Annotated in this window: 22 protein-coding genes; 11 read left to right on the top strand and 11 right to left on the bottom strand. The window is 61.4% G+C overall.

Annotated features, from left to right (window positions below; all coding sequences use genetic code 11):
- Window positions 1-2 precede the first annotated feature (2 nt).
- A complete protein-coding gene (locus K3F44_RS19975) occupies window positions 3-677 on the top strand; it encodes a GNAT family N-acetyltransferase (RefSeq protein WP_150570337.1) in 675 nt (224 codons plus the stop codon).
- Between the two features lies 1 nt (window position 678).
- Here K3F44_RS19975 and K3F44_RS19970 read toward each other — a convergent pair whose 3' ends face one another.
- The gene (locus tag K3F44_RS19970; RefSeq protein WP_178080805.1) at window positions 679-1,578 is read right to left on the bottom strand and encodes a homocysteine S-methyltransferase family protein; all 900 of its coding nucleotides are present in this window, start codon (window positions 1,576-1,578) and stop codon (window positions 679-681) included.
- A gap of 107 nt (window positions 1,579-1,685) precedes the next feature.
- Here K3F44_RS19970 and K3F44_RS19965 point away from each other — a divergent pair, with 107 nt between their 5' ends.
- Both K3F44_RS19965 and K3F44_RS19960 read left to right on the top strand, forming a co-directional pair.
- On the top strand, window positions 1,686-2,504 hold the full coding sequence (locus tag K3F44_RS19965) for an ABC transporter substrate-binding protein (RefSeq protein WP_101322830.1): 819 nt from the start codon (window positions 1,686-1,688) through the stop codon (window positions 2,502-2,504).
- Complete coding sequence (locus K3F44_RS19960; RefSeq protein WP_101322829.1) at window positions 2,501-3,319, top strand: amino acid ABC transporter permease; 819 nt, start codon at window positions 2,501-2,503, stop codon at window positions 3,317-3,319. The genes K3F44_RS19965 and K3F44_RS19960 overlap by 4 nt, the downstream gene beginning before the upstream one ends.
- 68 nt (window positions 3,320-3,387) lie before the next feature.
- Here K3F44_RS19960 and oadA read toward each other — a convergent pair whose 3' ends face one another.
- Complete coding sequence (gene oadA / locus K3F44_RS19955) at window positions 3,388-5,196, bottom strand: sodium-extruding oxaloacetate decarboxylase subunit alpha (RefSeq protein ID WP_101322828.1); 1,809 nt, start codon at window positions 5,194-5,196, stop codon at window positions 3,388-3,390.
- 11 nt (window positions 5,197-5,207) lie between these two features.
- Complete coding sequence (locus K3F44_RS19950; RefSeq protein WP_101322827.1) at window positions 5,208-6,623, bottom strand: acetyl-CoA carboxylase biotin carboxylase subunit; 1,416 nt, start codon at window positions 6,621-6,623, stop codon at window positions 5,208-5,210.
- A gap of 202 nt (window positions 6,624-6,825) precedes the next feature.
- Here K3F44_RS19950 and K3F44_RS19945 point away from each other — a divergent pair, with 202 nt between their 5' ends.
- Window positions 6,826-7,773, top strand: coding sequence for a LysR family transcriptional regulator (locus tag K3F44_RS19945; protein WP_181003831.1), 948 nt, complete (start codon window positions 6,826-6,828; stop codon window positions 7,771-7,773).
- On the opposite strand, the gene K3F44_RS19940 is transcribed toward K3F44_RS19945, so the two are convergent.
- Together K3F44_RS19940 and hexR are read right to left on the bottom strand one after the other, a co-directional pair.
- Entirely contained in the window at window positions 7,715-7,933 is a 219-nt protein-coding gene (locus K3F44_RS19940; protein WP_101322825.1) for a PA3496 family putative envelope integrity protein, read from the bottom strand. The two genes, K3F44_RS19945 and K3F44_RS19940, sit on opposite strands and share 59 nt — an antisense overlap.
- A gap of 84 nt (window positions 7,934-8,017) precedes the next feature.
- The gene (gene hexR / locus K3F44_RS19935; RefSeq protein ID WP_220632841.1) at window positions 8,018-8,884 is read right to left on the bottom strand and encodes a transcriptional regulator HexR; all 867 of its coding nucleotides are present in this window, start codon (window positions 8,882-8,884) and stop codon (window positions 8,018-8,020) included.
- Between the two features lie 104 nt (window positions 8,885-8,988).
- On the opposite strand from hexR, the gene zwf reads away from it, so the two are divergent.
- Window positions 8,989-10,431 carry a glucose-6-phosphate dehydrogenase gene (zwf, locus tag K3F44_RS19930; RefSeq protein ID WP_220632840.1) on the top strand — a complete coding sequence of 481 codons (1,443 nt, stop codon included), beginning with the start codon at window positions 8,989-8,991 and terminating at the stop codon, window positions 10,429-10,431.
- On the opposite strand, the gene K3F44_RS19925 is transcribed toward zwf, so the two are convergent.
- Complete coding sequence (locus tag K3F44_RS19925; protein WP_101322822.1) at window positions 10,428-12,794, bottom strand: bifunctional diguanylate cyclase/phosphodiesterase; 2,367 nt, start codon at window positions 12,792-12,794, stop codon at window positions 10,428-10,430. The genes zwf and K3F44_RS19925 overlap by 4 nt on opposite strands.
- A gap of 200 nt (window positions 12,795-12,994) precedes the next feature.
- Between K3F44_RS19925 and uvrD the strand changes: the two genes are divergently transcribed.
- From uvrD to K3F44_RS19910, 3 genes are all read left to right on the top strand, one after another.
- The gene (uvrD, locus tag K3F44_RS19920; protein ID WP_101322821.1) at window positions 12,995-15,178 is read left to right on the top strand and encodes a DNA helicase II; all 2,184 of its coding nucleotides are present in this window, start codon (window positions 12,995-12,997) and stop codon (window positions 15,176-15,178) included.
- Window positions 15,179-15,312: 134 nt separating this feature from the next.
- Window positions 15,313-16,167, top strand: a complete 855-nt coding sequence (locus tag K3F44_RS19915; RefSeq protein ID WP_101322820.1) for a Tim44 domain-containing protein — start codon at window positions 15,313-15,315, stop codon at window positions 16,165-16,167.
- 112 nt (window positions 16,168-16,279) lie between these two features.
- Window positions 16,280-16,687 (top strand): SMI1/KNR4 family protein, encoded by a 408-nt coding sequence (locus tag K3F44_RS19910; RefSeq protein ID WP_101322819.1) that lies wholly within the window; start codon window positions 16,280-16,282, stop codon window positions 16,685-16,687.
- Between the two features lie 50 nt (window positions 16,688-16,737).
- Here K3F44_RS19910 and K3F44_RS19905 read toward each other — a convergent pair whose 3' ends face one another.
- A complete protein-coding gene (locus K3F44_RS19905) occupies window positions 16,738-18,498 on the bottom strand; it encodes a cation:proton antiporter (protein WP_101322818.1) in 1,761 nt (586 codons plus the stop codon).
- 375 nt (window positions 18,499-18,873) lie between these two features.
- Here K3F44_RS19905 and K3F44_RS19900 point away from each other — a divergent pair, with 375 nt between their 5' ends.
- Window positions 18,874-19,359 carry an acyl-CoA thioesterase gene (locus K3F44_RS19900; protein ID WP_101322816.1) on the top strand — a complete coding sequence of 162 codons (486 nt, stop codon included), beginning with the start codon at window positions 18,874-18,876 and terminating at the stop codon, window positions 19,357-19,359.
- On the opposite strand, the gene pdxY is transcribed toward K3F44_RS19900, so the two are convergent.
- Window positions 19,356-20,228, bottom strand: coding sequence for a pyridoxal kinase PdxY (gene pdxY / locus K3F44_RS19895; protein ID WP_220632839.1), 873 nt, complete (start codon window positions 20,226-20,228; stop codon window positions 19,356-19,358). The genes K3F44_RS19900 and pdxY overlap by 4 nt on opposite strands.
- A 120-nt stretch (window positions 20,229-20,348) precedes the next feature.
- Between pdxY and K3F44_RS19890 the strand changes: the two genes are divergently transcribed.
- Complete coding sequence (locus tag K3F44_RS19890) at window positions 20,349-20,750, top strand: DUF3301 domain-containing protein (RefSeq protein ID WP_150570353.1); 402 nt, start codon at window positions 20,349-20,351, stop codon at window positions 20,748-20,750.
- Here the strand turns inward: K3F44_RS19890 and K3F44_RS19885 are convergent.
- Window positions 20,741-21,715: a GTP-binding protein gene (locus K3F44_RS19885; RefSeq protein WP_220632838.1), complete on the bottom strand. Its 975-nt coding sequence runs from the start codon at window positions 21,713-21,715 to the stop codon at window positions 20,741-20,743. The genes K3F44_RS19890 and K3F44_RS19885 overlap by 10 nt on opposite strands.
- Window positions 21,716-21,836: 121 nt before the next feature.
- Complete coding sequence (gene zigA / locus K3F44_RS19880; RefSeq protein ID WP_220632837.1) at window positions 21,837-23,045, bottom strand: zinc metallochaperone GTPase ZigA; 1,209 nt, start codon at window positions 23,043-23,045, stop codon at window positions 21,837-21,839.
- A 112-nt stretch (window positions 23,046-23,157) separates the two neighbouring features.
- On the opposite strand from zigA, the gene folE2 reads away from it, so the two are divergent.
- A complete protein-coding gene (gene folE2, locus K3F44_RS19875; RefSeq protein WP_150570333.1) occupies window positions 23,158-24,036 on the top strand; it encodes a GTP cyclohydrolase FolE2 in 879 nt (292 codons plus the stop codon).
- 43 nt (window positions 24,037-24,079) lie between these two features.
- Here the strand turns inward: folE2 and K3F44_RS19870 are convergent, their stop codons facing one another.
- Window positions 24,080-24,613 (bottom strand): DUF3617 domain-containing protein, encoded by a 534-nt coding sequence (locus K3F44_RS19870; RefSeq protein WP_101322810.1) that lies wholly within the window; start codon window positions 24,611-24,613, stop codon window positions 24,080-24,082.
- Window positions 24,614-24,667 lie beyond the last annotated feature (54 nt).

Raw genomic sequence — 24,667 nt, 5'->3', positions numbered from 1 at the left:
AGATGAGTCAGCCAAGTAACTGGAAACCCGCGACAGTTCCGCAAGCCGAGCCGATCGAGGGCCGCTTCATCCGCCTGGAAAAGCTCGACCCGGCTCGCCACGGCGATGACTTGTGGGAGGTGCTGCAGGGCCCCGAGGCAGACCCGACGCTGTGGGATTACCTGCCTTACGGCCCGTTCAGCGAGCGAGCGAGCTTTGATCGCTGGCTGGACGGCAACGCGGCCAGCCGCGACCCGCTGTTCTACAGCGTCATCGACCGCGCCAGTGGCCAGGTACAGGGCATTCTCAGTTTGATGTCGATAGTGCCGGACCACGGCCGCATCGAGATCGGCCACATCGCCTTTGCTGGCGCGATGCAGCGCACGCCCAAAGGTAGCGAGGCGGTCTATCTGCTCGGCAAGCTGGGTTTCGCCCTGGGCAACCGCCGCCTGGAATGGAAGTGCAACAACGCCAATGCCCGCTCCAAGCGCGCGGCGGAGCGTTTCGGTTTTGTCTTTGAAGGGGTGTTCCGCCAGCACATGGTGATCAAGGGCCAGAACCGCGACACGGCCTGGTACTCGATCACCGATGACGAATGGCCCACCGTTGCGGCGGGCTTTGAGCGTTGGCTGAGTGCCGACAACCAGCGCCCAGAAGGTCAAGCGCAGACGCTGGAAGCCTGTCGTAACCCGAGCTGAATCAGCTCAGGTTGTTTTTCAGCTCGGCGATATGCTCCGGACCGATGCCGCAGCAACCGCCGAGCAGGCTTGCACCGCGCTGACGCCAGTCCTGCGCCCAGCTCAGGTAGCCCGGCGGGTCGAGGTCATCGCGCAGCTCGTCGAGGCCGTCGTTGGCGGTGGCATCCTTGGGCTGCGGCGGGAAGGCGTTGGCGTAGGCACCGATGGCGATATCAGCACCCAGGCGCTCGAATACCGCACGGGCGGCGTCGATGGCGGCGCCGATCACTTCTGGCTGGCTGCAGTTGAACAGCAGCGCAGCTACGCCCAGCTCCGCGACCGCTTCGGCGGCCTGGGTCACGGTCTCACCGGAACGCAGGGTCGGCACGTCACCGACGTCTTCATCCTGCAGCGTGAACGACACCCACAGCGGCTTGCCGTCCGCCGGCAGCTGCCGGGCAATCGACTGTACTTCGATGATCGCGCTCTGCGTTTCGGCCAACCACAGGTCGACGTACGGTGCGAGGCCGACCACCAGCGGCAACAGCACTTCGCTGACGCGCTCCGGCTCGTACAAGTCCGGGCGATACGAGCCGAACAGCGGCGGCAACGAACCAGCCACCTTCACCGCACGCTCGCTGGCATCGGCAGCCGTGCGCGCCAGCTGACCAGCGGTGGCGGCCAGAGCAAAGCCTTCATTGGCGAAGCGCTCTTCACCAATGTGGAACGGCACTACCGCATAACTGTTGCTGGTAATCACCCCGGCACCGGCCTCGATGTAGGCAGTGTGCACGGCGATCACTGCCTCTGGCGCCTCGCTCAAGGCCAGTGCAGACCACTCTGGCTGGCGGAACGGCGCGCCACGGCGCTGCAGCTCCCGACCCATACCGCCATCAAGAATTTCCAACGCTCGCTCGGCCATATAACTTCCGCTTATATTGATATGAATAATATTCACTAGTGATGTAAAACTTATAACTATTAAATAACCATCAGCGTTTTTTTAACAACCTTTTTGCAGGTGTCCTTATGCGTTTACCTTCCTTGCTTTGCGCGGGCCTGCTGGCCTTGAGCGCTACCTCTGCCTTTGCCGGTGCCACCTTGGACCGCGTCGAGTCGCGCAAGGAAGTCGTCAACGTATTGATGGAGAGCTATCCGCCGTTCTCCTTCTTGAATGACCAGAACCAGCTCGACGGTTTTGACGTCGACGTGGCCAAGGCGGTCGCACAGAAACTCGGGGTCAAGCTGCGCCTGGAAACACCGTCCTGGGACGTGATCGCCGCCGGCCGCTGGAGCGGTCGCTATGACCTGTGCATCTGCTCGATGACGCCGAGCAAGGCCCGCGCTGAAGTGTTCGACTTCCCGGTTGAATACTACGCCTCGCCGGCGGTGATCGTGGTCAATGCCAAGGATGATCGCATTCATTCAGCCAAGGACCTCGAAGGGCGCAAGGTCGGCCTGACCAGCGCCTCCAGCTACGAGAGCTACCTGAACAAGAACCTGGTGATCGAGGGCGCCGAAGAGCAAAAGCTGGAGTACCCGTTCGAGTTCGTCCAGATTGCCCCGTATGACACCGACAACGTCGCTTTCCAGGACCTCGGCCTGGGTGCCGGCGTACGCCTGGATGCCATCCTCACCAACCTGGTGACCGCGCAACCGCGTCTGAATCAGGACAAGCGCTTCAAGCTGGCCGGCGCGCCACTGTATGAAGAGCCCAACTCGGTGGCCATCGAAAAAGGCGACCCGGAGTGGGATGCCAAGGTGCGTCAGGTGTTTGCCGAGCTGAAAGCCGATGGCACGCTGGCCAAGCTGTCACAGAAATGGATCGGCGCTGACATCAGTAAATGAACGCTCATCAACCCGCTCCCAAGCCCGTAGGTAAAACCGCCTTGCGCCTGTTCGGCTTTCGCACACGGCTATACCTGACGTGGCTGGTGTTGCTGCTGCTGTTTGTCGGCTTCTTTCTCAGTTTTGATCTGAATTTCGCGATTATCGTCGACAAGTTCCCCAATCTAGCGGGCTTCAAGCTGGGCCCTAACGGCTTCCTGCAGGGCGCGGCGCTGACGCTGTTCCTGTGCCTGTGCTCGATGCTGGTGTCGGTGCTGTTGGGCTTTGCCGCAGCGCTGGCGCGACTGTCGCCAAGCGCGGTGCTGTTTGGCGTGGCCAGTTTCTACACGTCGTTCTTCCGCGGCACGCCGTTGCTGATCCAGATTCTGCTGATCTATCTCGGCCTGCCGCAGTTGGGGCTGGTGCCGGGGGCGATTGCTGCGGGGATCATCGCCCTGTCGCTGAACTACGGTGCTTACCTGAGCGAGATCTTCCGCGCCGGGATCATCGGCGTAGCGCTCGGCCAACGCCAGGCGGCACTCGCTCTGGGCATGCGTCCGGCAGCGATCTTCTGGCATATCACCTTGCCGCAGGCGATGCGCACGATCATCCCGCCGAGCGCCAACCAGTTCATCTCGATGCTCAAGGATTCGTCGCTGATTTCGGTGATGGGGGTTTGGGAGGTGATGTTTCTGGCGCAGTCGTATGGGCGTTCCAGCTATCGGTACCTGGAGATGCTGACTACAGCGGCGGTGATCTATTGGGTGCTGTCGATCATGCTGGAACTGGTGCAGGCGCGGCTTGAGCGCTACTTCGGCAAAGGCTATCAGCGCTGAAAGTGGATAAAAAAAGGGGAGCTATCCGCTCCCCAATGAGGTTAACCGCTTGTAGATGAAGGTCTTGCTCAGCCCTCGATCTCGATCAGAATCTCGCCTGGTGTAACCCGGTCGCCCTTGGCAACATGGATGGCCACAACCTTGCCGGCGATTGGCGCCTGCACTTCGGTCTCCATCTTCATCGCCTCGGTGATCAGCACCGCCTGGCCGGCCTTGACCACATCGCCTTCCTTGACCAGCACATCGACGATGTTGCCCGGCATGCTGGTGCTGACATGGCCCGGCCCGCTGGCCTGCTTGCGCTTGCTGCCGCCACCGCCAACGAAATCGTTGAGCGGCTCGAATACCACTTCCTCCGGCATGCCGTCGATCGACAGGTAGAAGTGACGCTTGCCCTCGGCCTTGACGCCGACACCGGTGATGTCGACACGGTAGGTCTCGCCGTGCACGTCGATGACGAACTCGGTAGGCACGCCTTCGCCGCCAGGGGCAGCCACTGCGCCAGCCTCAGGGATTGGCAGGAGCACTTCAGGAGTCAGGGTGCCGGCCGCGCGCTCTTCGAGGAACTTGCGCCCGATGTCCGGGAACATGGCAAAGGTCAGCACGTCTTCTTCGCTTTGCGCCAGGGCACCAATGTCGGCACGCAGCTTGGTCATCTCGGGCTTGAGCAGATCGGCCGGGCGTACGTCGATGACTTCTTCGCTACCGATGGCCTGGCGGCGCAGCTGTTCGTTGACAACACCCGGAGCCTTGCCGTAACCGCCTTGCAGGTACAGTTTGACCTCGTTGGTGATGGTCTTGTAGCGCTCGCCGGCGAGTACGTTGAAGAACGCCTGAGTACCGACGATCTGCGAGGTCGGGGTCACCAGCGGTGGGAAGCCGAGGTCTTCACGAACCCGCGGGATCTCTGCCAGCACTTCGTTCATGCGGTTGAGGGCGCCCTGCTCCTTGAGCTGGTTGGCCAGGTTGGAAATCATCCCGCCAGGGACCTGGTTGACCTGCACACGGGTGTCGACCGCGGTGAATTCGCTCTCGAACTGGTGGTACTTCTTGCGCACGGCATAGAAGTACAGGCCGATTTCCTGCAGCAGTTGCAGGTCCAGGCCAGTGTCGAACTCGCTGCCTTTGAGCGCAGCGACCATCGACTCGGTACCCGGATGGCTGGTGCCCCAGGCGAAGCTGGAGATGGCTGTATCGATATGATCGGCGCCGTTTTCCACAGCCTTGAGCTGGCACATCGCGGCCAGGCCAGCGGTGTCATGGGAGTGGATGAACACCGGCAGCGACTGCTCGGCCTTGAGCGCTTTGACCAGTTCGCCAGTGGCGAACGGCGTCAGCAGGCCGGCCATGTCCTTGATTGCCACCGAGTCACAACCCATGGCTTCCATCTGCTTGGCCTGGGCCACGAATGCGTCGATGGTGTGCACCGGGCTGACGGTGTAGGCAATGGTACCCTGAGCATGCTTGCCGGCAGCCTTGACCGCTTCGATCGCCACACGCAGGTTACGCACGTCGTTCATGGCATCGAAGATGCGGAATACGTCGATGCCGTTGACCGCTGCCTTGGCCACGAAGGCCTTGACCACGTCATCGCTGTAATGGCGATAGCCGAGCAGGTTCTGCCCGCGCAGGAGCATCTGCAGGCGGGTGTTGGGCAATGCCGCTCGCAGCTGGCGCAGGCGCTCCCACGGGTCTTCCTTGAGGAAGCGCACGCAGGCGTCGAAGGTTGCGCCGCCCCACACTTCCAGTGACCAGTAGCCGACCTTGTCGAGCTTTTCGCAGATCGGCAGCATGTCTTCGGTGCGCATGCGCGTGGCCAGCAGGGACTGGTGGGCGTCGCGCAGGATTGTGTCGGTTACGTGGATTTTCTTGGACATTGTTGTATTCCTCACAGGCCTGCGTGGGCGGCGATGGCGGCGGCGATGGCCAGGGCCAGCTCTTCGGGTTTGCGCTTGATCGAGTAGTTGGTCAGTTCAGGGTGGCTTTCAACGAAGCTGGTATTGAACTGGCCGCTACGGAATTCCGGGTTACGCAGGATTTCCTGGTAGTACGCGGCGGTGGTTTTGACCCCCTGCAGGCGCATGTCGTCCAGAGCGCGCAGGCCGCGGTCCATGGCTTCTTCCCAGGTCAGTGCCCAGACCACCAGCTTCAGGCACATCGAGTCGTAGTACGGCGGGATGGTGTAGCCGGTGTAGATCGCCGTATCGGTGCGCACGCCCGGGCCGCCCGGGGCGTAGTAACGGGTGATCTTGCCAAAGCTTGGCAGGAAGTTGTTTTTCGGGTCTTCGGCGTTGATGCGGAACTGCAACGCGTAGCCGCGGTGCTGGATGTCTTCCTGCTTGACCGACAGCGGCAGACCGGAGGCGATGCGGATCTGCTCGCGGACCACATCGATACCGGTGATTTCTTCGGTAATGGTGTGTTCGACCTGGACCCGGGTGTTCATCTCCATGAAGTACACCTCGCCATCGGCGAGCAAAAACTCCACGGTACCGGCGTTCTCGTAGTCGACCGCCTTGGCCGCGCGCACCGCCAGATCGCCAATGTAGGCGCGTTGCTCCGGGGTCAGCTGCGGGCTGGGGGCGATTTCGATGAGCTTCTGGTTGCGGCGCTGGATCGAGCAGTCACGCTCGAACAGGTGCACCACATTGCCAAAGCTGTCGCCGAGGATCTGCGCCTCGATGTGCTTGGGGTTGACGATGCACTTTTCCAGGAACACTTCAGCCGAGCCAAAGGCCTTGGTGGCTTCGGAGATCACCCGGGGAAACGCCTGCTCGAGCTCTTCGCGGCTGTTGCAGCGACGGATACCACGGCCGCCACCACCGGAGGTTGCCTTGAGCATGACCGGGTAGCCAATGCGCTCACCTTCGTTGAGCGCCTCGTGGATATCCGCCACGTTACCCTCGGTGCCGGGGGTGACCGGGACACCCGCCTGGATCATGGTCCGGCGTGCTTCGGTCTTGTCGCCCATGCGCCGAATCACATCCGCCGACGGGCCGATGAACTTGATCCCACGCTCGGCGCAGATCTCCGCCAGCTCAGCGTTCTCGGAGAGAAAACCATAGCCAGGATGCAATGCATCACAGCCGGTCTCGACCGCCAGGTTGACCAGCTTGCGCGGGTTCAGGTAGCCAGCCAGTGGCTCGGCACCGATGCTGTGGGCCTCATCTGCACGCTTGACGTGCAGCGCGTGGCGGTCGGCGTCGGAATAGATCGCCACCGAACGAATGCCCATTTCAGCGCAGGCACGCACGATCCGAACTGCAATTTCACCCCGGTTGGCGATCAGGATTTTTTTTATCACTGGATTCTTCCCAAAGCCGTTGGAACATACGAGCCGGTTCTACCGCTCGGCGCGGCCAGACGCTGCTGGCCAGTCGCACATTCACCCTAGCGCCAGCGCACGATAAACAAAAATCAATATTTGTTAGGGGCAGCATTAGCAAAAGCTTATAGTCCGGTAACAAGGTTTTGCCAAACGGTGGGGATAAATGCGTAAGTCATTGATGCGTATGACATTGCGTCAGTTGCAGATCTTCAATGAGGTGTGCGATTTGCGCTCTTACAGTCGCGCTGCCGAAGAGATGTCGTTGACGCAACCCGCCGTAAGTCTACAGATCCGCCAGCTGGAAGAGCTGGTTGGCCAGCCGTTGTTCGAGTATGTCGGCAAGAAGCTGTACCTGACCGAAGCCGCCGAGGCGTTGCAGCGCGCCAGCCGCGACATCTTCGGCCGCCTGGAAAACCTCGACATGCAACTGTCGGACATGCAGGGCTCGCTGCAGGGGCAACTGAAACTGGCCGTCGAGTCCAGTGCCAAGTACTTCGTGCCGCACTTGTTTGCGGCCTTCAAGGAGCGTCACCCCGAGGTCAACCTGACCCTCACCGTGGTCAACCGGGCGCAGGTGATCCGGCGCCTGTCGGACAACCGCGACGACTTGATCATCATGTCGATGGTGCCGCAGGACATGGGCCTTGAGTTTCTGCCGTTTCTGAACAACCCGATCGTTGCCGTGGCGCCACCGGATCACCCGCTGTGCAAGCTCGACACGCTGCGCCTGCAAGACCTCGAGCCGCATACCCTGCTGATCCGCGAACAGGGCTCAGGCACGCGCAAAGCCTGTGAAGAATACTTCAAGGACAAGCGCGTGCACTTCACCCAGACCCTCGAGGTAGCCTCGGCAGAAGCGCAGCGCGAGTGTGTCAGCGCCGGCCTCGGCATCGCCCTGCTGACCCGCCATGCGTTGCGCCTGGAACTGGCCACTGGCAGGCTCAAGGAGCTGCCAGTGGAAGAGCTGCCGCTGTACCGCAGCTGGTGTGTCGTGCAGGCCAAAGCCAAGCGTCAGTCGCCGGTTGCCCTGGCGTTTCTGGCGTTCATCCGCAGCGAACGTGCGTTGATCAGTGGGCTTGTGGAGCGTTTTTCGGCGACGCCCCCGGCAGTACCTGCCACACCGTGATATCCCTCAGTTCGGAATAATCGGCGATTTCGCGCAACAGTTGCCGTTGCTCGGAATAGCTTTCGATCGCCCGGCGGAATTCCATCCGGCGCTGATCCTTCTGCTGTTGTTTGCGCGCTTTGGCGTTGGGTTGAAACGAGCCATCGAAGTCACGAGTCATGCCTGTCTCCCTGAGCGAGTGCGGGGAGCTTCAGACTGACCGAGCTGGTTTACCGTGAGGTGACAGCTCGATTAACTTTTATGGTCAGTCGTCCATGGCCTTGATCGACTTGGGCGACAGGCGCAGGCTGCGCAAGCTGCGCTTGACGCTCTTGAGGTGGTTGACCAGGCTCGGCCCGCGCGCCATGGCCACGCCCATGGCCAGCACGTCGATCACCACCAGGTGGGCAATCCGCGAGGTCAGCGGGGTGTAGATCTCGGTGTCTTCGTGCACGTCGATGGCCAGATTGACTGTGGATAACTCGGCCAACGGTGTCTGGCTTGGGCACAGGGTGATCAGGTTGGCGCCGCTCTCACGGACCAGATTGGCCGTGATCAGCAAGTCCTTGGAGCGCCCTGACTGCGAGATGCACACCGCCACGTCACCGGGCTTGAGGGTTACCGCCGACATCGCCTGCATGTGCGGGTCGGAATACGCCGCCGCGCTGAGCAGCAGGCGGAAGAACTTGTGCTGGGCGTCGGCCGCGACCGCGCCAGATGCACCAAAGCCGTAGAACTCAACCCGCTGGGCCTGGGCCATGGCTGCCACAGCACGCTGCAAGGCCTCCGGATCGAGCTGCTCGCGCACCTCCATCAGGGTATGCAGGGTGGTGTCGAAAATCTTCAGGCTGTAGTCGGCAACCGAGTCGTCTTCGTGGATCGCGAACTGACCAAAACTGGCGCCAGCAGCCAGGCTCTGCGCCAGTTTCAGCTTCAGATCCTGAAACCCTGAACAGCCAATCGCCCGGCAAAACCTCACTATGGTCGGCTCGCTGATACCGACGTTGTGGGCAAGGTCGGCCATCGAGCTGTGCATGACGGCAGCGGGGTCCTGCAGCACATGGTCCGCTACTTTCAGTTCCGATTTACGCAGCAAGTGGCGCGATTGGGCGATATGGTGCAACAGATTCACGGGCTGGACTCGGTTATGATCGACTGGCCGGGGATGTAGCTTTCTTGTAGTTATACTACATGACCGGCAAAGCGCCCAGTTAAACGAACGTGGAGAGTGGTGGCTTGACGATTCCTTGCGACATTCTGGTCTTTGGCGGCACCGGTGATCTGGCCCTGCACAAACTGCTGCCGGCGCTCTATCACCTGTACCGCGAGGCGCGCCTGCACAATGCCGTACGGATCATCGCGCTGGCACGGCGCAACCTGCACCGCGACGACTTCCTCAAACTCGCAGAACGCCATTGCCGGGTGCAGATCGCCCGCAACGACTTCGAAGAAGAGGTGTGGCGACGCTTCTGCGCGCGGCTCGACTACTTCGCCATGGACGCCTCGCAGAGTGCTGACTTCGGTCGCCTGGCACGCTATCTGGGCGAGCCTGGCGGGCTGACCCGAGTGTTCTATCTGGCCACCGCGCCGCACCTGTTCGTACCGATCGCCACCCACCTGCGCATCGCCGGGTTGGCCGACCACGAAGCGCGCATCGTGCTGGAAAAACCCATCGGCCACTCGCTGCAGTCGGCTACCGCGATCAACCAGGCCATCGGTGAAGTGTTCGCCGAATCGCAGGTGTTTCGCATCGATCACTACCTGGGCAAAGAGACCGTGCAGAACCTGATGGCGCTGCGCTTTGCCAATGCCCTGCTGGAGCCGGTGTGGCGCAATGGCCAGGTCGATCATGTGCAGATCAGCGTGTGTGAAACCCTCGGTGTCGAGAGCCGCGGCGGCTACTACGACCGGGCCGGCGCCACCCGCGACATGCTGCAGAACCACCTGCTGCAGTTGCTCTGCCTGGTCGCCATGGAGCCGCCGGCGCAGTTCGAGGCCGAGGCCGTGCGCGACGAGAAGGTGAAGATTCTGCGCGCGCTCAAGCCCATCAGCGGCCAGGACGTGCAGGACAAGACCGTGCGCGGCCAGTACAGCGCCGGGCATATCGGCGGCCAGGAAGTGCCGGCCTACTATTTCGAGAAAGACGTCGACAACGACAGCGATACCGAGACCTTCGTCGCCGTTCAGGCGCAGATCGACAACTGGCGTTGGGCCGGGGTGCCGTTCTACCTGCGCACCGGCAAGCGCATGGCGCGGCGCTCGTCGCAGATCGTCATCCAGTTCAAGCCGGTGCCGCACGAGCTGTTCAGCGGCGGTCAGGTCAATCAATTGCTGATCCAGCTCCAGCCCGATGAGCGCATCAGCCTGCGCATGATGACCAAGACCCCGGGCAAAGGCATGCGTCTGGAGCCGGTCGAGCTGAACCTCAACCTCGCTCAGGCGTTTGGCCAGACCCGCCGCTGGGAAGCTTACGAGCGCTTGCTGCTGGACGTGCTCGACGGCGACTCGACGCTATTCATGCGCCGCGATGAGGTCGAAGCCGCCTGGGCCTGGATCGACCCGATCCTGCAGGGTTGGGAAGAGCACTTCCAGACGCCGCGGCCATACCATGCCGGCAGCAATGGGCCAGAGCTGGCCAACAGCTTGCTCAGCCGCCACGGCAGGCACTGGTACAGCTAAGCCTTGGCGGCGGCCGGGTTGCTCAGCAACCCTATAAAGGCTGCCGCATCCACCGGCTTGCTGATCAGATAGCCTTGCGCCTCATCACAACCCTGGGCTGTGAGCACGTCCAGTTGCTCCTGGGTCTCGACACCCTCGGCCACGACCTTCAAACCGAGACTATTGGCCATGACGATGATCGCACGGGTGATCGCGGCGTCCTGACTGCCCTCGTGCAGCCCGCTGATGAAGGTCTGATCGATCTTCACGTAGTCCACCGGCAAGCGCTTCAGGTAACTCAGTGATGAATAGCCCGTGCCGAAGTCATCGATCGCCAGTTTGACCCCCAGCGCATGCAGCTGCTCGAAGATGGCGATGATGTGCTCGACGCTATCCAGCAGCTGGCTCTCAGTCAGCTCAAGCTCCAGTTGCTCTGGCGCCAGCCCGGTTTCTTCCAATACCTGGCGCACCAGGCTGACCAGCTTGCCTTGGCGCAGCTGATAGACCGACAGGTTGACCGAGACGCGAACCTGCACGCCCTCACGTAGCCACTGGCACGCCTGCCGGCAGGCCTGGCGCAGAACGAACTCGCCCATCGGCGCGATCAACCCGGTTTCTTCGGCCAGGCCAATGAACGCGCTGGGCGGGACCATGCCCAGTTGCGGATGCTGCCACCGCACCAATGCCTCGGCCGCATGCAGCTTGCCGCTGCGCAGGCACAGTTTGGGTTGGTAATAGACGCACAGCTGACCCTCATCGATGGCCTTGCGCAGCTGAATCTCAAGCTGCAGGCGCTCCAGGGTGCTGGCGCGAAGGCTCTCGGTGTAGAACTGGAAGTTGTCACCGCCCAGGTGCTTGGCGTGACGCTTGGCCATGTCCGCCTGGCTGATCAGGGTATTGCCATCGAACGCCGCGTCAGACAACAGGCTGATGCCCACCGAGGCACTGATCACCACCTCATGATCATCCTGGCGCAACGGCACGCGCAGCTTGTCGAGCAAGCGGGTGGTCACCCGGACGAGGCTGGACAGGTTGCTGTAGCCGTCGAACAGCACGGCAAACTCGTCGCCCGACAGGCGCGCCACGGTGTCGGCTTCGGGCACGGCATTGGCGATCCGCTGGGCGATCTTTTTCAGCAACTGGTCGGCCAGCTCGTGGCCGAGGCTTTCATTGAGCAATTTGAAGCGATCAACGTCGATGTGCAGCAAGGCCAGGCTGCGCCCGTTCAGCCGCGCGCGCTGGCCGGCCTCATGTACGCGCAAACGGAACAGCGCCCGGTTGGCCAGGCCGGTCAGCTCGTCATAGTGAGCGAGGTAGCGCAGCCGCTCTTCAGACGCGCGCCGCGCCGACAGATCGGTGAAAAAGCCGACGATATTGTTGAGCTTGCCAGACGCTCCGCGCACGGCTGTGAGTTGCAGCCACTGCGGATACAACTCGCCATTGCGGCGGGCTTCGACCAGCTCGCCCTGCCATTGGCCGTGCTGGGCCAGGGCATGCTCCATGGACTGCTGATAACGTCGGGCGTCGCTGCTGCAGGGCAGCTCGAGCAACTGGCGGGCGAGCAGCTCGGCAATGGAGTAGCCGGTCATCTGGCAGTAGGCCTGGTTGACGGCAAGCAAGGTGAAGTCGGCCGTGAGCACCACGATACCGTCGTTGCAGGCTTCAAATACAGACGACGCCAAGCGTTGCTGTTCTTCAAGCGCCTTTTGCGCGTAGATGCGCTGCAGGTCTTCGTTCAGCGCCTGATTCTGAAAGCGCCGTAACAGGCTGCGATCGACCAATCGATGGACCTGCCAGGCGACCACCATCAGCGCCCCCAGCAGAATCAGCCCCAACCAACCCCAGCCGCGTTGCTGGCCGGCGTCGAAGTAGAACAGGAAGGCAATCGGCGGCAGCAGGCAGGGCAAGGCGAAACTGAGAAACGCCGGCAGGCTGACGGCATAGGACACGCTGGCAGACAACGCCGCTACCCCAAGCAAGCCGAACACCCAGGCCTGCTGGACGAAATTGGCCACCGGCACCAGGGCAATCGCTGCGCTGGCCAGGGTCAGGCCACTGAACGCCGAGCCCAGCAGAAACATCCGCCGCCAGCTCAGGCTGGCCTGGCGCTGGGTCGGTGCGGCGTCGAACGCGGTGACCTGCACCAGGCGCAGCCCCGCCAGCGCCAGCAACCAGATCAGCCAGGTGCCCAGCAGCAGATAGCGTCCAGGGCTCCACAGCAGCCACGCGCAGAGCAGGCCGTTGAACAGCATCAATAGTGTAGGCAGCAGCGAGCCTTGATACAGCAGCCGGGTGCGCTCGATGGAAAGCTGAGTGGCGAATTGCCTGCGCACATTCCTCGACATCTGCGGCAATACGCCGACCGCCGTGCAATCCTGAGTCATGTCATTTTCTTGTTATTGGCTGGCGACAAAAAGTTGCCCGGATCTTACACAAGCGAAGGCGCAGGCCAAACTGCTCTATGTCATCCACTGCCGTTACCGGCGGATTGACATCACAGAACCGATGAACGGCTGGCGCCCGAGGTGAATATTTATACAGTAGAGATTTGCCCCCTCCCCCCACAGCAACCTAGAATGGCCGGATGCGCACAGACGACCTCTCCCTCCTGCTGAATTCCCTCAACGATGCCCAACGCCAGGCCGTAGCGGCCAAGGTCGGGCGTCAACTGGTGCTTGCTGGCGCCGGTTCCGGTAAAACCCGCGTGCTGGTGCACCGTATCGCCTGGTTGATCCAGGTCGAACAGGCCTCGCCGCACTCGATCCTGTCGGTGACCTTCACCAACAAGGCTGCCGCCGAAATGCGCCAGCGGATCGAGCAACTGATGGGGATCAGCCCCGCCGGCATGTGGGTGGGTACCTTCCACGGCCTGGCCCACCGCTTGTTGCGGGCACACTGGCAGGAAGCCAAGCTGGCGCAGAACTTCCAGATTCTCGACAGCGATGACCAGCAGCGCCTGGTCAAACGGGTGATGCGCGAGCTGGGCCTGGATGAGCAGCGCTGGCCGGTGCGCCAGGCCCAGTGGTTCATCAACGGGCAAAAGGATGAAGGCCTGCGCCCGCAGCACATTCAAGCGGGCGGCGATCTGTTCCTGGCGACCATGCGCAGCGTCTATGAAGCTTACGAGCAAGCTTGCGAACGCGCCGGCGTGATCGACTTCTCCGAACTGCTGCTGCGTGCGCTGGACCTGTGGCGCGACAACCCGGGGCTGCTCGAGCACTACCAGCGGCGCTTCCGCCACCTGTTGGTGGATGAGTTCCAGGACACCAACGCCGTGCAGTACGCCTGGTTGCGCCTGCTCGCCAAAGGCGGCGACAGCCTGATGGCGGTGGGCGACGACGACCAGTCGATCTACGGCTGGCGCGGTGCCAAGATCGAGAACATCCATCAGTACACCGAAGACTTCCCCGACGCCGAGATGATCCGCCTGGAGCAGAACTACCGCTCCACCGGCGGCATCCTCAAGGCCGCCAACGCCCTGATCGCCAACAACACCGACCGTCTCGGCAAAGAGCTGTGGACCGATGTCGGTGAAGGCGAGCCGCTGACCTTGTACGCCGCCTACAACGAGCACGACGAGGCACGTTATGTAGTCGAGTCGATCGAGAGCGTGATCAAGCAAGGCCACGCGCGCAGCGACATCGCCATCCTCTATCGCTCCAACGCCCAATCGCGGGTGCTTGAAGAGGCCCTGCTGCGCGAACGCATCCCTTACCGGATCTACGGCGGCCAACGCTTCTTCGAGCGTGCCGAAATCAAGAACGCCATGGCCTACCTGCGCCTGCTCGAGGGCCGTGGCAACGACGCTGCGCTGGAGCGGGTGATCAACGTGCCACCGCGTGGCATCGGCGAAAAGACGGTTGAAGCGATCCGCGACCACGCTCGCCATGCGCAGCTGTCGATGTGGGAAGCGATGTGCCAGCTGATCGCCGCCAAAGGCCTCAAAGGCCGCGCCGCGAGTGCGCTGGGTGCCTTTATCGAGTTGATCGAAGGGCTGGCGGCCAAAGCCGTCGAAATGCCACTGCACGTCCTGACCCAGACCGTCATCGAGCAGTCCGGGCTGATCATCTATCACCAGGAAGAAAAAGGTGAAAAGGGCCAGGCACGGGTAGAAAACCTTGAGGAACTGGTCAGCGCTGCGCGTAACTTCGAAAGCAGCGACGAAGACGCCGACCTGTCGCCGCTGTCGGCCTTCCTCGGCCACGCCTCGCTGGAAGCCGGTGAGTCGCAGGCTGATGAACACGAAGACAGCGTGCAATTGATGACCCTGCACAGCGCCAAGGGCCTGGAATTCCCCTACGTGTTCCTGGTCGGCCTGGAAGAAGGCCTGTTCCCGCACAAGATGAGCCTGGAAGAACCTGGCCGCCTGGCCGAAGAGCGCCGTCTGGCATATGTCGGCATCACCCGGGCCATGCGCCAGCTGTTCATGACCTACGCCGAGACGCGTCGTCTATATGGCAGCGAGACCTACAACAAGGTCTCGCGCTTCGTCCGCGAAATCCCCGCTGGGCTGGTGCAGGAAGTGCGCCTGTCGAACTCGGTCAGCCGCCCGTTCGGCGGCTCGCAGGCGCCGGCCAGCAGTATCTTTGCCAATGCCAACATCCCGCAGACCTCGTTCAACCTTGGCCAGCGCGTGCAGCACTCGGTGTTTGGTGAGGGCGTGATCCTCAACTTCGAGGGCTCTGGCGCCCAGGCACGGGTGCAGGTGAATTTCGCCGAGGGCAGCAAGTGGCTGATGCTTGGTTACGCCAAGCTCGAGGCCATCTAAGCCAACGCGGATGCCTGAGCGGTTGCTGAATGACCGTTCAGGCAAAAGCTCGAAACATTATGCTGCTGGTCATGTCTGCTACAACATGTGCAACATGACGCGCGTGCAATCCACAATCAGGGGATATCCCACTTATGCAACGTTTTCTTAGCATCGCCCTGGCGCTGTGCCTCGGCCTGACGCTGAGCCTGGACGCCAATGCCAAACGCTTCGGCGGCGGCAAGAGCTCGGGCGCCGCGCCTATGCACCAGACTCGCCAGGCTACGCCAAACACTCCAGCTGCCGCACCAAATGCTGCAGGTCGTGCGCCGGCCGCCGCCAGCGGTGCTTCGCGCTGGTTGGGCCCACTCGCTGGCCTGGCCGCCGGTGGTCTGCTGGCCTCCATGTTCATGGGTGACGGTTTCCAGGGCATGCAGATCATGGACTTCCTGATCATGGGCCTGATCGCCTTCCTGGTGTTCCGCTTCATCGCTGCGCGTCGCCGCAAGCAACAACCACAAGTTGCTGCTGCCGGCCATGCACCGTTCCAGCGTGAGGCTTACAACCAGCAAGCAGCGCAGCCGTCGATCTTCGGTGGTTCTGCAGCACCTGTTGCTGCCGCACCTGCGATCAACGCACCCGCCTGGTTCAACGAGCAAAGCTTCCTGAATGCCGCGCGCAGCCACTTCCAGACGCTGCAGCAGCACTGGGACGCCAACGAGATGGACAAGATCTCCGAGTTCGTGACCCCGCAACTGCTTGCGTTCCTCAAGCGCGAGCGCGCTGATCTGGGTGATGGCTTCCAGTCCACCTACATCGACAACCTCGAAGTACAGTTGGACGGTGTCGAAGATCGCGCCGACAAGACTATCGCCACCCTGACCTTCAGCGGTGTGTCGAAAACCTCGCGTTTCGACCAGGGCGAGGCGTTCAGCGAAAGCTGGCACATGGAGCGCGCCCAAGGCGACAACCAGCCTTGGCTGGTCGCCGGTATCCGCCAAAACGGCTGATCCAGGCTTGCTGCATAAAAAACCCCGGGCTTGCCCGGGGTTTTTGCTTTTGCCAGAGCGCCCTACTAGGGTATAACCCGCAGCGTTGTCATCAAGCGAGAGGATGTGAACCGTGGAAGAAGTGATCGAACAACTGCGTGAAGCCAATGAGCCGGTGCCGGTGCCCCTGGAGCTTCCTGACGAAGATCAGTTGGTCGAAGTCGAGGAGCAGCTGTTCATCAATATTCCGTTCGTATTCAAGGAATATCTGCTGACAGTCAGCGATGTGATCTACGGCAGCCTGGAGCCGGTCACCGTCACCGACCCACAGTCACACACCTATCTGCCGGAAGTTGCTGCCAACGCCTGGGATGCCGGCGTACCACGCGAGCTGATCCCGATCTGTCAGGATGGCGAGAACTACTACTGCGTCGAAGAAGACGGCACCGTGGTGCTGTGGTCGGGCGAAGAAGAGCTGGTCACCGAAGAAAGCTGGGAATCGGTCTGGCACTGGGCGCGCGACGTCTGGCTGGAAAGCTGATCCGGCTCAACGCAATCGCGGCGCACTCTGCACCGCGATTGCGTTGAATGTCAGTGGGCCTGATCGCGGTTGTTTTCCAGGGTTTCGAGCAGAGCGATCTGCATCCGCGTGTGCACGCGGATGAACCAACGCCACAGCACCGCGACAACCACCGCAGCAACCACCACGATCACCAGCAGCAGCTCGTTGGTCGGCAAGATACTCGCCGACAACGCCGACAGCAGCAGGAAGATCACCAGCAGTGACAACAACGGGATAACCTCGGCGATCACCCGCCGGACCCGCTGCGTATGCCGCCCGGCCATCTCTGGCTTGACCCCCATCTCCGCCAACAGCATCGACAGTGCCTTGAGCTTGCGGTACGCCGCAATCAGGAACGGCAGCGACAGCAACAGCGCGGCGCCCCAGATCAGCGCCTTCTGCTGGCTGACATCGCCCAGCCACTCGCTCAGCCACAGGCCGATCCGCTCGGCAAAGTAGCCCCCGGTAAAGAAGATCGCGATCACCAACGCCAGGTTGACCCCAACCTGCAGCAGGATGCGCCGGATCATCGCCGCGAGCATGGCGCCCTCACCTTGCGGCTGAATGCTGCGCAGCCATTCGCCATACAGCGACAGCACCCGCGACAGCCGGCTGGGCATGATCTGGCCGAGCTTGATCGACAGCGGATCAGCCGCCCGAATCAGATACGGCGTAAGCAAGGTAGTAATCGCCGAGACCGCTACCGCCACCGGATAGAGGAAGTCGCTGGTGACCTGCAAGGTCATGCCCAGCGCGGCGATGATGAACGAGAACTCGCCAATCTGCGACAGGCCCATGCCGACCCGCAGCGAGGTACGCCCATCGTTGCCGGCAATGAACGCACCCATGCCGCACGAGAGCATCTTGCCCAGCACCACGGCAAAGGTGATCACCACAATCGGCCAGGCGTAGTCGACCAGCACCTGCGGGTCGATCATCAGGCCGATGGCCACAAAGAAGATCGCGCTGAACATGTCGCGTACCGGCTCGATCAAGCGTTCGATCTTCAGCAGTTGCCGCGACTCGGCCATGATCGCACCGATCAGGAAGGCACCGAGGACCATGCTGTACTCGAGCTTGACCACCAGCAGGCAGAAGCCGAAGCACAGCCCCAGCACGGTGATCAGGAGCATCTCGTTGCTTTCGAACTTGGCCACGTAGGCCAGCAGCCGCGGCACCAGCAGAATGCCGATGACCAACGCCACGATCATGAACAGCGACAGCTTGCCGACTGTGGAGAAGACTTCGCCAGAGCTTACCGAGCCGCTGACGGCGATACCCGAGAGCAAGGCGATGATGCCGATACCGAGGATGTCCTCGACGATCAGCACGCCGAAGATCAGCTGCGCGAAGCGCTCGTTCTTCATCTTCAGGTCATTGAGGGCTTTTACTATGATGGTGGTCGAGGAAATCGCCAGGATCGCGCCGAGGAACAGCGAGTCCATGGTGTTCCAGCCGAACCAGCGGCCGATTTCGAAACCGATCCAGATCATCAGGACGATTTCCAGGAAGGCCGCGATAAATGCCGTGGCACCCACCTTGAACAACTTGCGCAGGCTGAACTCAAGGCCCAGGCAGAACATCAGGAAGATCACCCCAAGCTCGGCCAGGGTCTTGATCGTGTCTTCGTCGTGAATGAGGCCAAATGGCGGGGTGTGCGGGCCGATGATAAAGCCGGCAACGATGTAACCCAGGACCACCGGCTGTTTCAACCGATGAAAGAGGATGGTGACCACGCCCGCCACCAACATGATTACGGCAAGATCCTGGATGAAGCTTATGGCATGCATGGCGTGCTACTCCTTGTTCACGGTGCCAGAGCAGACCGCTCCTCCGCTGAGGCGAACCTGAGCGGGCAGCAAGTACATACTGTGATGAAAGCGGGAAAGCCCATGTTGCATGGGCCGACTCAGGTTACCATCGCGCCCGGACGCAAAACGTCTGCGCAATATGCAGAAACAGATCGGTTGATGTGCTGCTGCACGTTTTGTGATGCGAGCTCTGACCGCTGCCCGGGTGTGGTGCACAACACCGCTGACGGCCCATGCGCGTGACGACGGAGCGCTCTGCGGCGTCCCGTATCTAGATCGGAAATTCAACAGGGGTACCAAGAAGTGTCTGCAGATACCGGCCCCGATTCAGCGCAACCTCACCGTGAGCACTCTATGGAACCTGGAAACGCCCAGCTGACTATGACCGTCCTGATGACTCCGGACATGGCCAACTTCTCCGGCAACGTACACGGCGGCACCTTGCTCAAATACCTCGACGAGGTGGCCTATGCGTGCGCCAGCCGTTATGCGGGGACGTATGTAGTGACCCTGTCGGTCGATCAGGTAGTGTTCCGCGAGCCTGTGCATGTCGGTGAGCTGGTGACGTTCATGGCATCGGTCAACTACACCGGCAATACGTCGATGGAAGTCGGCATCAAAGTGGTGACCGAGAACATTCGTGAGCGCTCCGTTCGCCACTCCAACAGCTGCTTCTTCACCATGGTGGCGGTGGATGACAATCGCCGGCCAGTCCCGGTCCCGGCGCGCCTGCCGCAAAGCAGCGAAGAAAAACGCCGCTTCCTCCAAGGAAAACAGCGCCGGCAGATTCGTCAGGAGCTGGAAAAACGCTACCAGGACCTGAAAACCGACTCGATTTAAACGCTCAGGCGCTGCGCTTCGAAACGCACCCGCGGATGGGCAATGCGATCCTGGGCTCGCACCAGCTGCAGTTCGTAGCTGGCGCAGGCTTGGGTTTCCAGCAGCACCTCATGGACAGCCGCTGCGGTGTATTCAAACGCTTGCAGCCAGCTGTCGCCCAGCAGCACGCGAGCCAGGAACAGCCCAGAGGTGAGGTCACCGACGCCAACCGGCTGGCGTGGGAAGCACAGCAGCGGCCGGCGCAGGTGCCAGCAGTCTTCGCCGGTTACCAGCAGCATTTCGAAAGAATCTTCGGCGCGGCCGGGATAGCTCAGGTGCTTGACCAGCACAACCTGCGGCCCGCGGGCGAGCAGGTCGCGCGCCATGGCCACGCAATCTTCCAGCGACTGCGCCTTGCGTCCGCTGAAGCTGTCCAGCTCAAGCTGGTTAGGGCAGAGAATATCGGCCTTGGCCGCGGCCTGTTGCAGAAGGAACTCGCTGACCTCGGCCGGCACGCTGCAGCCCTTCTCGGCATGGCCCATGACCGGGTCGCACAGGTACAGCGCCTTTGGGTTGACCGCCTTGATCCGCTCGACGCCAGCCAGAATCGCCCGTCCCTGCTCGGCGCTGCCCAGATACCCGGACAACACCGCATCGCAGTTGCCCAGCTCGCCGATGTTGGCAATGCCTTCCACCAACGCAGGAATTTGCGCTGGAGCAAGCACTTCTCCGGCCCACTGGCCATACTGAGTATGGTTGGAGAACTGCACCGTGTTCAGCGGCCAGACATTCACGCCTATGCGCTGCATGGGAAACACCGCGGCGCTGTTTCCGGCGTGGCCGAAGACCACATGGGATTGGATCGCGAGCAAGTGCGGCGTGCGTTTCATGCAGAGGTTTCCAAAACTGATTTCAAGATAAGAACGTCGCGCAGTATGAACCCGATTGCCACCTGTACGACAGGCCAGGGACGCAGTTAAGCTGGATCTACCTGTTTGGAGCATATGCAAATGTTGACCCTGGAGAACCTCTTCTTCCTGATGCTGCTGGCCAGCGGCGGCGCCTGGCTGTGGCATAATCACGGGCTGCGCGAGAAAGCCCTCGAGCGGGTCAAACAGCATTGCGCCAAACTCGACCTGGAGCTGCTGGACGAGGCCGTAGCGCTCAAGCGTATTGGCTTTGTCCGCGACGCCAACGGCCGCAAGCGCCTGGCGCGGATCTACAACTTCGAGTTCACCGTGACGGGCGAGCAGCGTCATCCGGGTACGGTCACACAGTTTGGTGCACACACCATGCAGATCGAACTGGCGCCCTACCCGTTCGAAATCAAACCGGCGCCGCGCAGCGACAACGTGATCGAGATGCAGCAGTGGCGCCAGGAGCACAACCGCTGGAGCAATGATCAGCGCTGAATACGGCAGTCGGCCATGGCCTGCTGCAGCGCACCCATAGGCTGCTCTTGCTCGAAGATCAGCTCCAGCCGTGAATCCTTGCGCCATTCGCTGCGCTGCCAACTCAAGGCGCCGTCAGCTAGCCCGTTGAGCGACTGCCAGCCAGTTGTGCTGTGGATAACTCCTTTGGCTCTGAGCCAGGCCGTGGTGCTGAGAAAATGCTCGATGCGGCCTTGTTCGAAGCATTGGGATGGATGCCAGCGCCAGCCACAGCTCCAACCACCTTCGCCTTTTTTAGCGGCAAACAATGGCTTGTCGCTACTTGTCCACAATGAGGCTGCTGGCTGGAGATAGTTGTCCTCAGGCAACGGCGCAGCCGTCACAGCATGGGTCGGGCCTGTGGAAAACTGTAAAAGTTCTGCGATCGCCAGCCGTCCTTGTTCGGTCCAGAAAGCGGGTTTGCCGGATAACTGCGCGGTTATCGCCAGCCGCTGAGGGTTATCCACAGCGTCGGCCTTGTTGATTATCAACAGCTCCGCTGCCGCCAGCGCTTGTTGCTGCGCCTCTGCCAAGCGCTCTCCCCTGACCAATGCTGACGCATCCAGTACCATCATCAGTGGCTGCAACTGCAGTATGCCGGCCCAAGGCGCCTGGCTTAGCTGCTGCAACAGCTGCAACGGATGACCCAGGCCGGACGGCTCGATAAACAGCCGGTCCGGGCGAGCTTTGCGCAGCAGCCGACCCAGCCCAACCTGAAACGGCACGCCATTGACGCAGCACAAGCAGCCACCGGCAACCTCAGCGATGGCAACGCCGTCTTCGTCACGGTGCAACAGCGCAGCGTCCAGGCCAATCTGACCAAACTCGTTGACCAGCACTGCCCAGCGCTCATTGGCAGGCCTTTGCACAAGCAAATGGCCAATCAGGCTGGTCTTGCCGGCGCCTAGAGGGCCGGCAACAATGTGGGTGGGGATGTTCTTGAGCATGTCGATGGATCTGCGCAGAGCGAGGCAAAGCGGCCCCGTAACCGGAAGCGTCCACTATGCCCCGCCCGCTCAGGCAGTCAAGGCCAGCCTGCGTATCTTGAGGTTATCCACAGGCATCGTTTTACGCTGCCATACCCTCATGCCACGCGCCGAACGGGTCTGAAAATTTCAGCCACGCGTCAGAACCAGCGGCCATCTCCTCATCGGTTAATAGGCACGCATCCAGCGCTGTGGATAACTGTGCAAAGTCGATGTTCTGCCCGATGAATACCAGTTCCTGACGGCAATCACCGGCTTCCTCACTCCAGTGACCCAGGATCGCAGCCTTGCTGGCGTCGTCCTGCGGCCACTGGTCCTCCGGCACAAAACACCACCAGCGCCCCGCATAGCTGTAGCGCATCATGCCGCCCGCCTGCGACCAACTACCCGCCTCCTGATACTTGCTGGCAAGCCAGAAGAAGCCTTTCGAGCGCAGCAGTCGGCCGTTGGTCCATGGCGTGTGGATAAAGTCGAAGAACCGCTGCGGGTGCAGTGGCCGACGCGCCTGCCAGGAACTTGCGGCGATGCCGTATTCCTCGGTCTCTGGTACGTGCTCGCCGCGCAGCTCCTGCAGCCAGCCGGGTGCCTGCGCTGCCTGCTCGAAGTCGAACAGCCCGGTGTCGAGAATCTGCGCCAGCGGCACTTGGCCCATCACCATCGGCACGATTTGCGCGCGGGCATTGAGGCTACGCAGGATCGCCATCAGCTCGTTGCGCTGGTCCTGGCCGATCAGGTCGATCTTGCTCAGCAGCAGCACATCGGCGAACTCGATCTGCTCGATCAGTAGGTCACTGATCGAACGCTCATCGTCTTCGCCCAGCGTCTCACCGCGGCTGGCCAAGGTATCTGCGGCCTGGTAGTCGCGCAGAAAATTCAACCCGTCGACCACGGTCACCATGGTGTCGAGCCGGGCCAGGTCAGACAGGCTCCGACCTTGTTCATCGCGGAAGGTGAAGGTCTCGGCGACGGGTAGCGGTTCGGAGATGCCGGTCGACTCGATCAGCAGGTAATCGAAGCGGCCGTCCTCGGCCAGCCGGGCCACTTCTTCGAGCAGGTCTTCGCGCAGGGTGCAGCAGATGCAACCGTTGCTCATCTCGATCAGTTTTTCCTCGGCGCGGTTGAGGCTGACGTTGCGCTGTACTTCGCTGGCATCGATGTTGATTTCGCTCATGTCGTTGACGATGACGGCGACGCGCAGGTTATCGCGGTTGCGCAGCACATGATTGAGCAAGGTGCTTTTGCCTGCGCCAAGAAAGCCAGACAGCACGGTGACGGGGAGACGGGTGGACATGGCAAACCTCATCAGGCGAACGCATTCAAAACGATGCATTTGCTTAATGTTATATTATAACAATACAATTTGGCCAACCCGTCCTGCGAATAATCTCTCCCGGAAGCCACCTATGATCCTGCCCGATATTGCTGCACAGATGGACGCACAGGCCCTGCCGCTGGATTGGGTCGGCATGCAAGGCATCGCGCTGCCCGTGACCATCGAGGGGCACCGGGTGAGTGCTCGCGCCAGCGCAGGCGTCAATCTGGTTGATGGACGCTCGCGCGGTATCCACATGTCGCGCTTGTACCTGGCATTGCAAAGCCTTGAGCAGGACGAACTGTCGCCTCTTGTCTTGCGCCGCCTGCTCAGCGAGTTCCTCGACACCCACGAAGGCCTGTCTACGGCCGCTCATTGCAGTCTGAGTTTTGATTATCTGGTCAATCGACCTGCGTTGATCAGCTCGCTAGCCGGCTGGAAGAGCTATCCAGTAACCGTTGATGCGTCGATCAAAAACGAAATGTTCCACGTGGAACTATTTGTGCGGATTGCCTATTCCTCGACATGCCCATGTTCCGCTGCGCTGGCGCGTCAGCTCATTCAGCAGCAGTTCCTGGATGATTTCGCTGGTGTGGAACTGCAGCAAGAGGCAGTGCTGGCCTGGCTCGGCAGCAGTGAAGGCATCGTCGCCACACCGCACAGCCAGCGCAGCGAAGCACACATCAAGGTGAGGTTAGCCACGAGCGACGACACAATGCCTTTCAGAGTGTTGATAGATAGCACGGAGGCAGCGCTGGGCACCGCGGTGCAGACAGCAGTGAAGCGCGCCGATGAGCAGGCCTTTGCTTTAGCCAATGGGCAGAACCTGATGTTCTGCGAAGATGCTGCCCGCCGCCTGCATGTAGCGATGCAGGCGCTGCCTTGGGCAAATGGATTCAGCGTAAAGGTCGAGCACGCAGAGAGCCTGCATGCGCACGATGCGGTAGCCGTCAGCGAATGGCGCTGGTGAAACAGCAACCGGCTGCTGGGGCAGCCGGTTGCAACAATAGCGCTTAGCCGCCCACCCGTGGCTTGACCGTGCCACAGTCGCTACCCAGCCACAGCGCGCGGGTATTCATGCTGCCCTTCTGTTCCACACCCGAGGCATTGAAGGTGCCGTTGACCTTGGTGGTGAATTCGCGGTCACTGAGGAACGTCGCTTCACCCTGACCCTGCGCTTTCGGGCAGCTGAATTCAAACTTCCAGACCTTGCCGGTGCGGTCAGTGATCTTCTGGGTGCAGCCGGACTTGGGGTCCTGCAGCGGAATATCGTCGGTCTTGACCTGCTCCGGTGTCAGGCACGAGCGCACGCCATTGCCACCAACGGTAATACCTTGCTTAGCCAGCACGCCTTCCATCATCGCCCGTTGCTCAGGCGGCAGGTTCTTCAGCTGACCAAGCATGAAGCCCATGTCGGGCAGCGCTTTGCCATCGACCTGCATGTCGCTGGTGGTCAGCTCCCACAGCCCAGGCTGGAGCATTTGTGCGTGGACCAACGGGCTGGTCAGACCCACGACCAGGGCGAACAGGGGCAGGCGGATGTTCATCAATAAATGCTCCTTGGCATAACCGGGCAACTGGCCGGACTCAGCTTAGACGTC

It is taken from the genome of Pseudomonas sp. S07E 245, from assembly GCF_019599025.1.
Classification (GTDB): Bacteria; Pseudomonadota; Gammaproteobacteria; order Pseudomonadales; family Pseudomonadaceae; genus Aquipseudomonas; species Aquipseudomonas shirazensis.
Note: the sequence above shows the minus strand (reverse complement) of the source record. Positions and strands in the feature narration are given on the sequence as shown.

Bases quoted from the DNA above. Each gene is read 5' to 3' on its own strand.
- K3F44_RS19975 (WP_150570337.1), top strand. From the start codon at position 3: ATGAGTCAGCCAAGTAACTGGAAACCCGCGACAGTTCCGCAAGCCGAG.
- K3F44_RS19970 (WP_178080805.1), bottom strand. From the start codon at position 1,578: ATGGCCGAGCGAGCGTTGGAAATTCTTGATGGCGGTATGGGTCGGGAG.
- K3F44_RS19965 (WP_101322830.1), top strand. From the start codon at position 1,686: ATGCGTTTACCTTCCTTGCTTTGCGCGGGCCTGCTGGCCTTGAGCGCT.
- K3F44_RS19960 (WP_101322829.1), top strand. From the start codon at position 2,501: ATGAACGCTCATCAACCCGCTCCCAAGCCCGTAGGTAAAACCGCCTTG.
- oadA (WP_101322828.1), bottom strand. From the start codon at position 5,196: ATGTCCAAGAAAATCCACGTAACCGACACAATCCTGCGCGACGCCCAC.
- K3F44_RS19945 (WP_181003831.1), top strand. From the start codon at position 6,826: ATGCGTATGACATTGCGTCAGTTGCAGATCTTCAATGAGGTGTGCGAT.
- K3F44_RS19940 (WP_101322825.1), bottom strand. From the start codon at position 7,933: ATGACTCGTGACTTCGATGGCTCGTTTCAACCCAACGCCAAAGCGCGC.
- K3F44_RS19925 (WP_101322822.1), bottom strand. From the start codon at position 12,794: ATGACTCAGGATTGCACGGCGGTCGGCGTATTGCCGCAGATGTCGAGG.
- uvrD (WP_101322821.1), top strand. From the start codon at position 12,995: ATGCGCACAGACGACCTCTCCCTCCTGCTGAATTCCCTCAACGATGCC.
- K3F44_RS19915 (WP_101322820.1), top strand. From the start codon at position 15,313: ATGCAACGTTTTCTTAGCATCGCCCTGGCGCTGTGCCTCGGCCTGACG.
- K3F44_RS19905 (WP_101322818.1), bottom strand. From the start codon at position 18,498: ATGCATGCCATAAGCTTCATCCAGGATCTTGCCGTAATCATGTTGGTG.
- K3F44_RS19900 (WP_101322816.1), top strand. From the start codon at position 18,874: ATGGAACCTGGAAACGCCCAGCTGACTATGACCGTCCTGATGACTCCG.
- pdxY (WP_220632839.1), bottom strand. From the start codon at position 20,228: ATGAAACGCACGCCGCACTTGCTCGCGATCCAATCCCATGTGGTCTTC.
- K3F44_RS19890 (WP_150570353.1), top strand. From the start codon at position 20,349: ATGTTGACCCTGGAGAACCTCTTCTTCCTGATGCTGCTGGCCAGCGGC.
- K3F44_RS19885 (WP_220632838.1), bottom strand. From the start codon at position 21,715: ATGCTCAAGAACATCCCCACCCACATTGTTGCCGGCCCTCTAGGCGCC.
- zigA (WP_220632837.1), bottom strand. From the start codon at position 23,045: ATGTCCACCCGTCTCCCCGTCACCGTGCTGTCTGGCTTTCTTGGCGCA.
- folE2 (WP_150570333.1), top strand. From the start codon at position 23,158: ATGATCCTGCCCGATATTGCTGCACAGATGGACGCACAGGCCCTGCCG.
- K3F44_RS19870 (WP_101322810.1), bottom strand. From the start codon at position 24,613: ATGAACATCCGCCTGCCCCTGTTCGCCCTGGTCGTGGGTCTGACCAGC.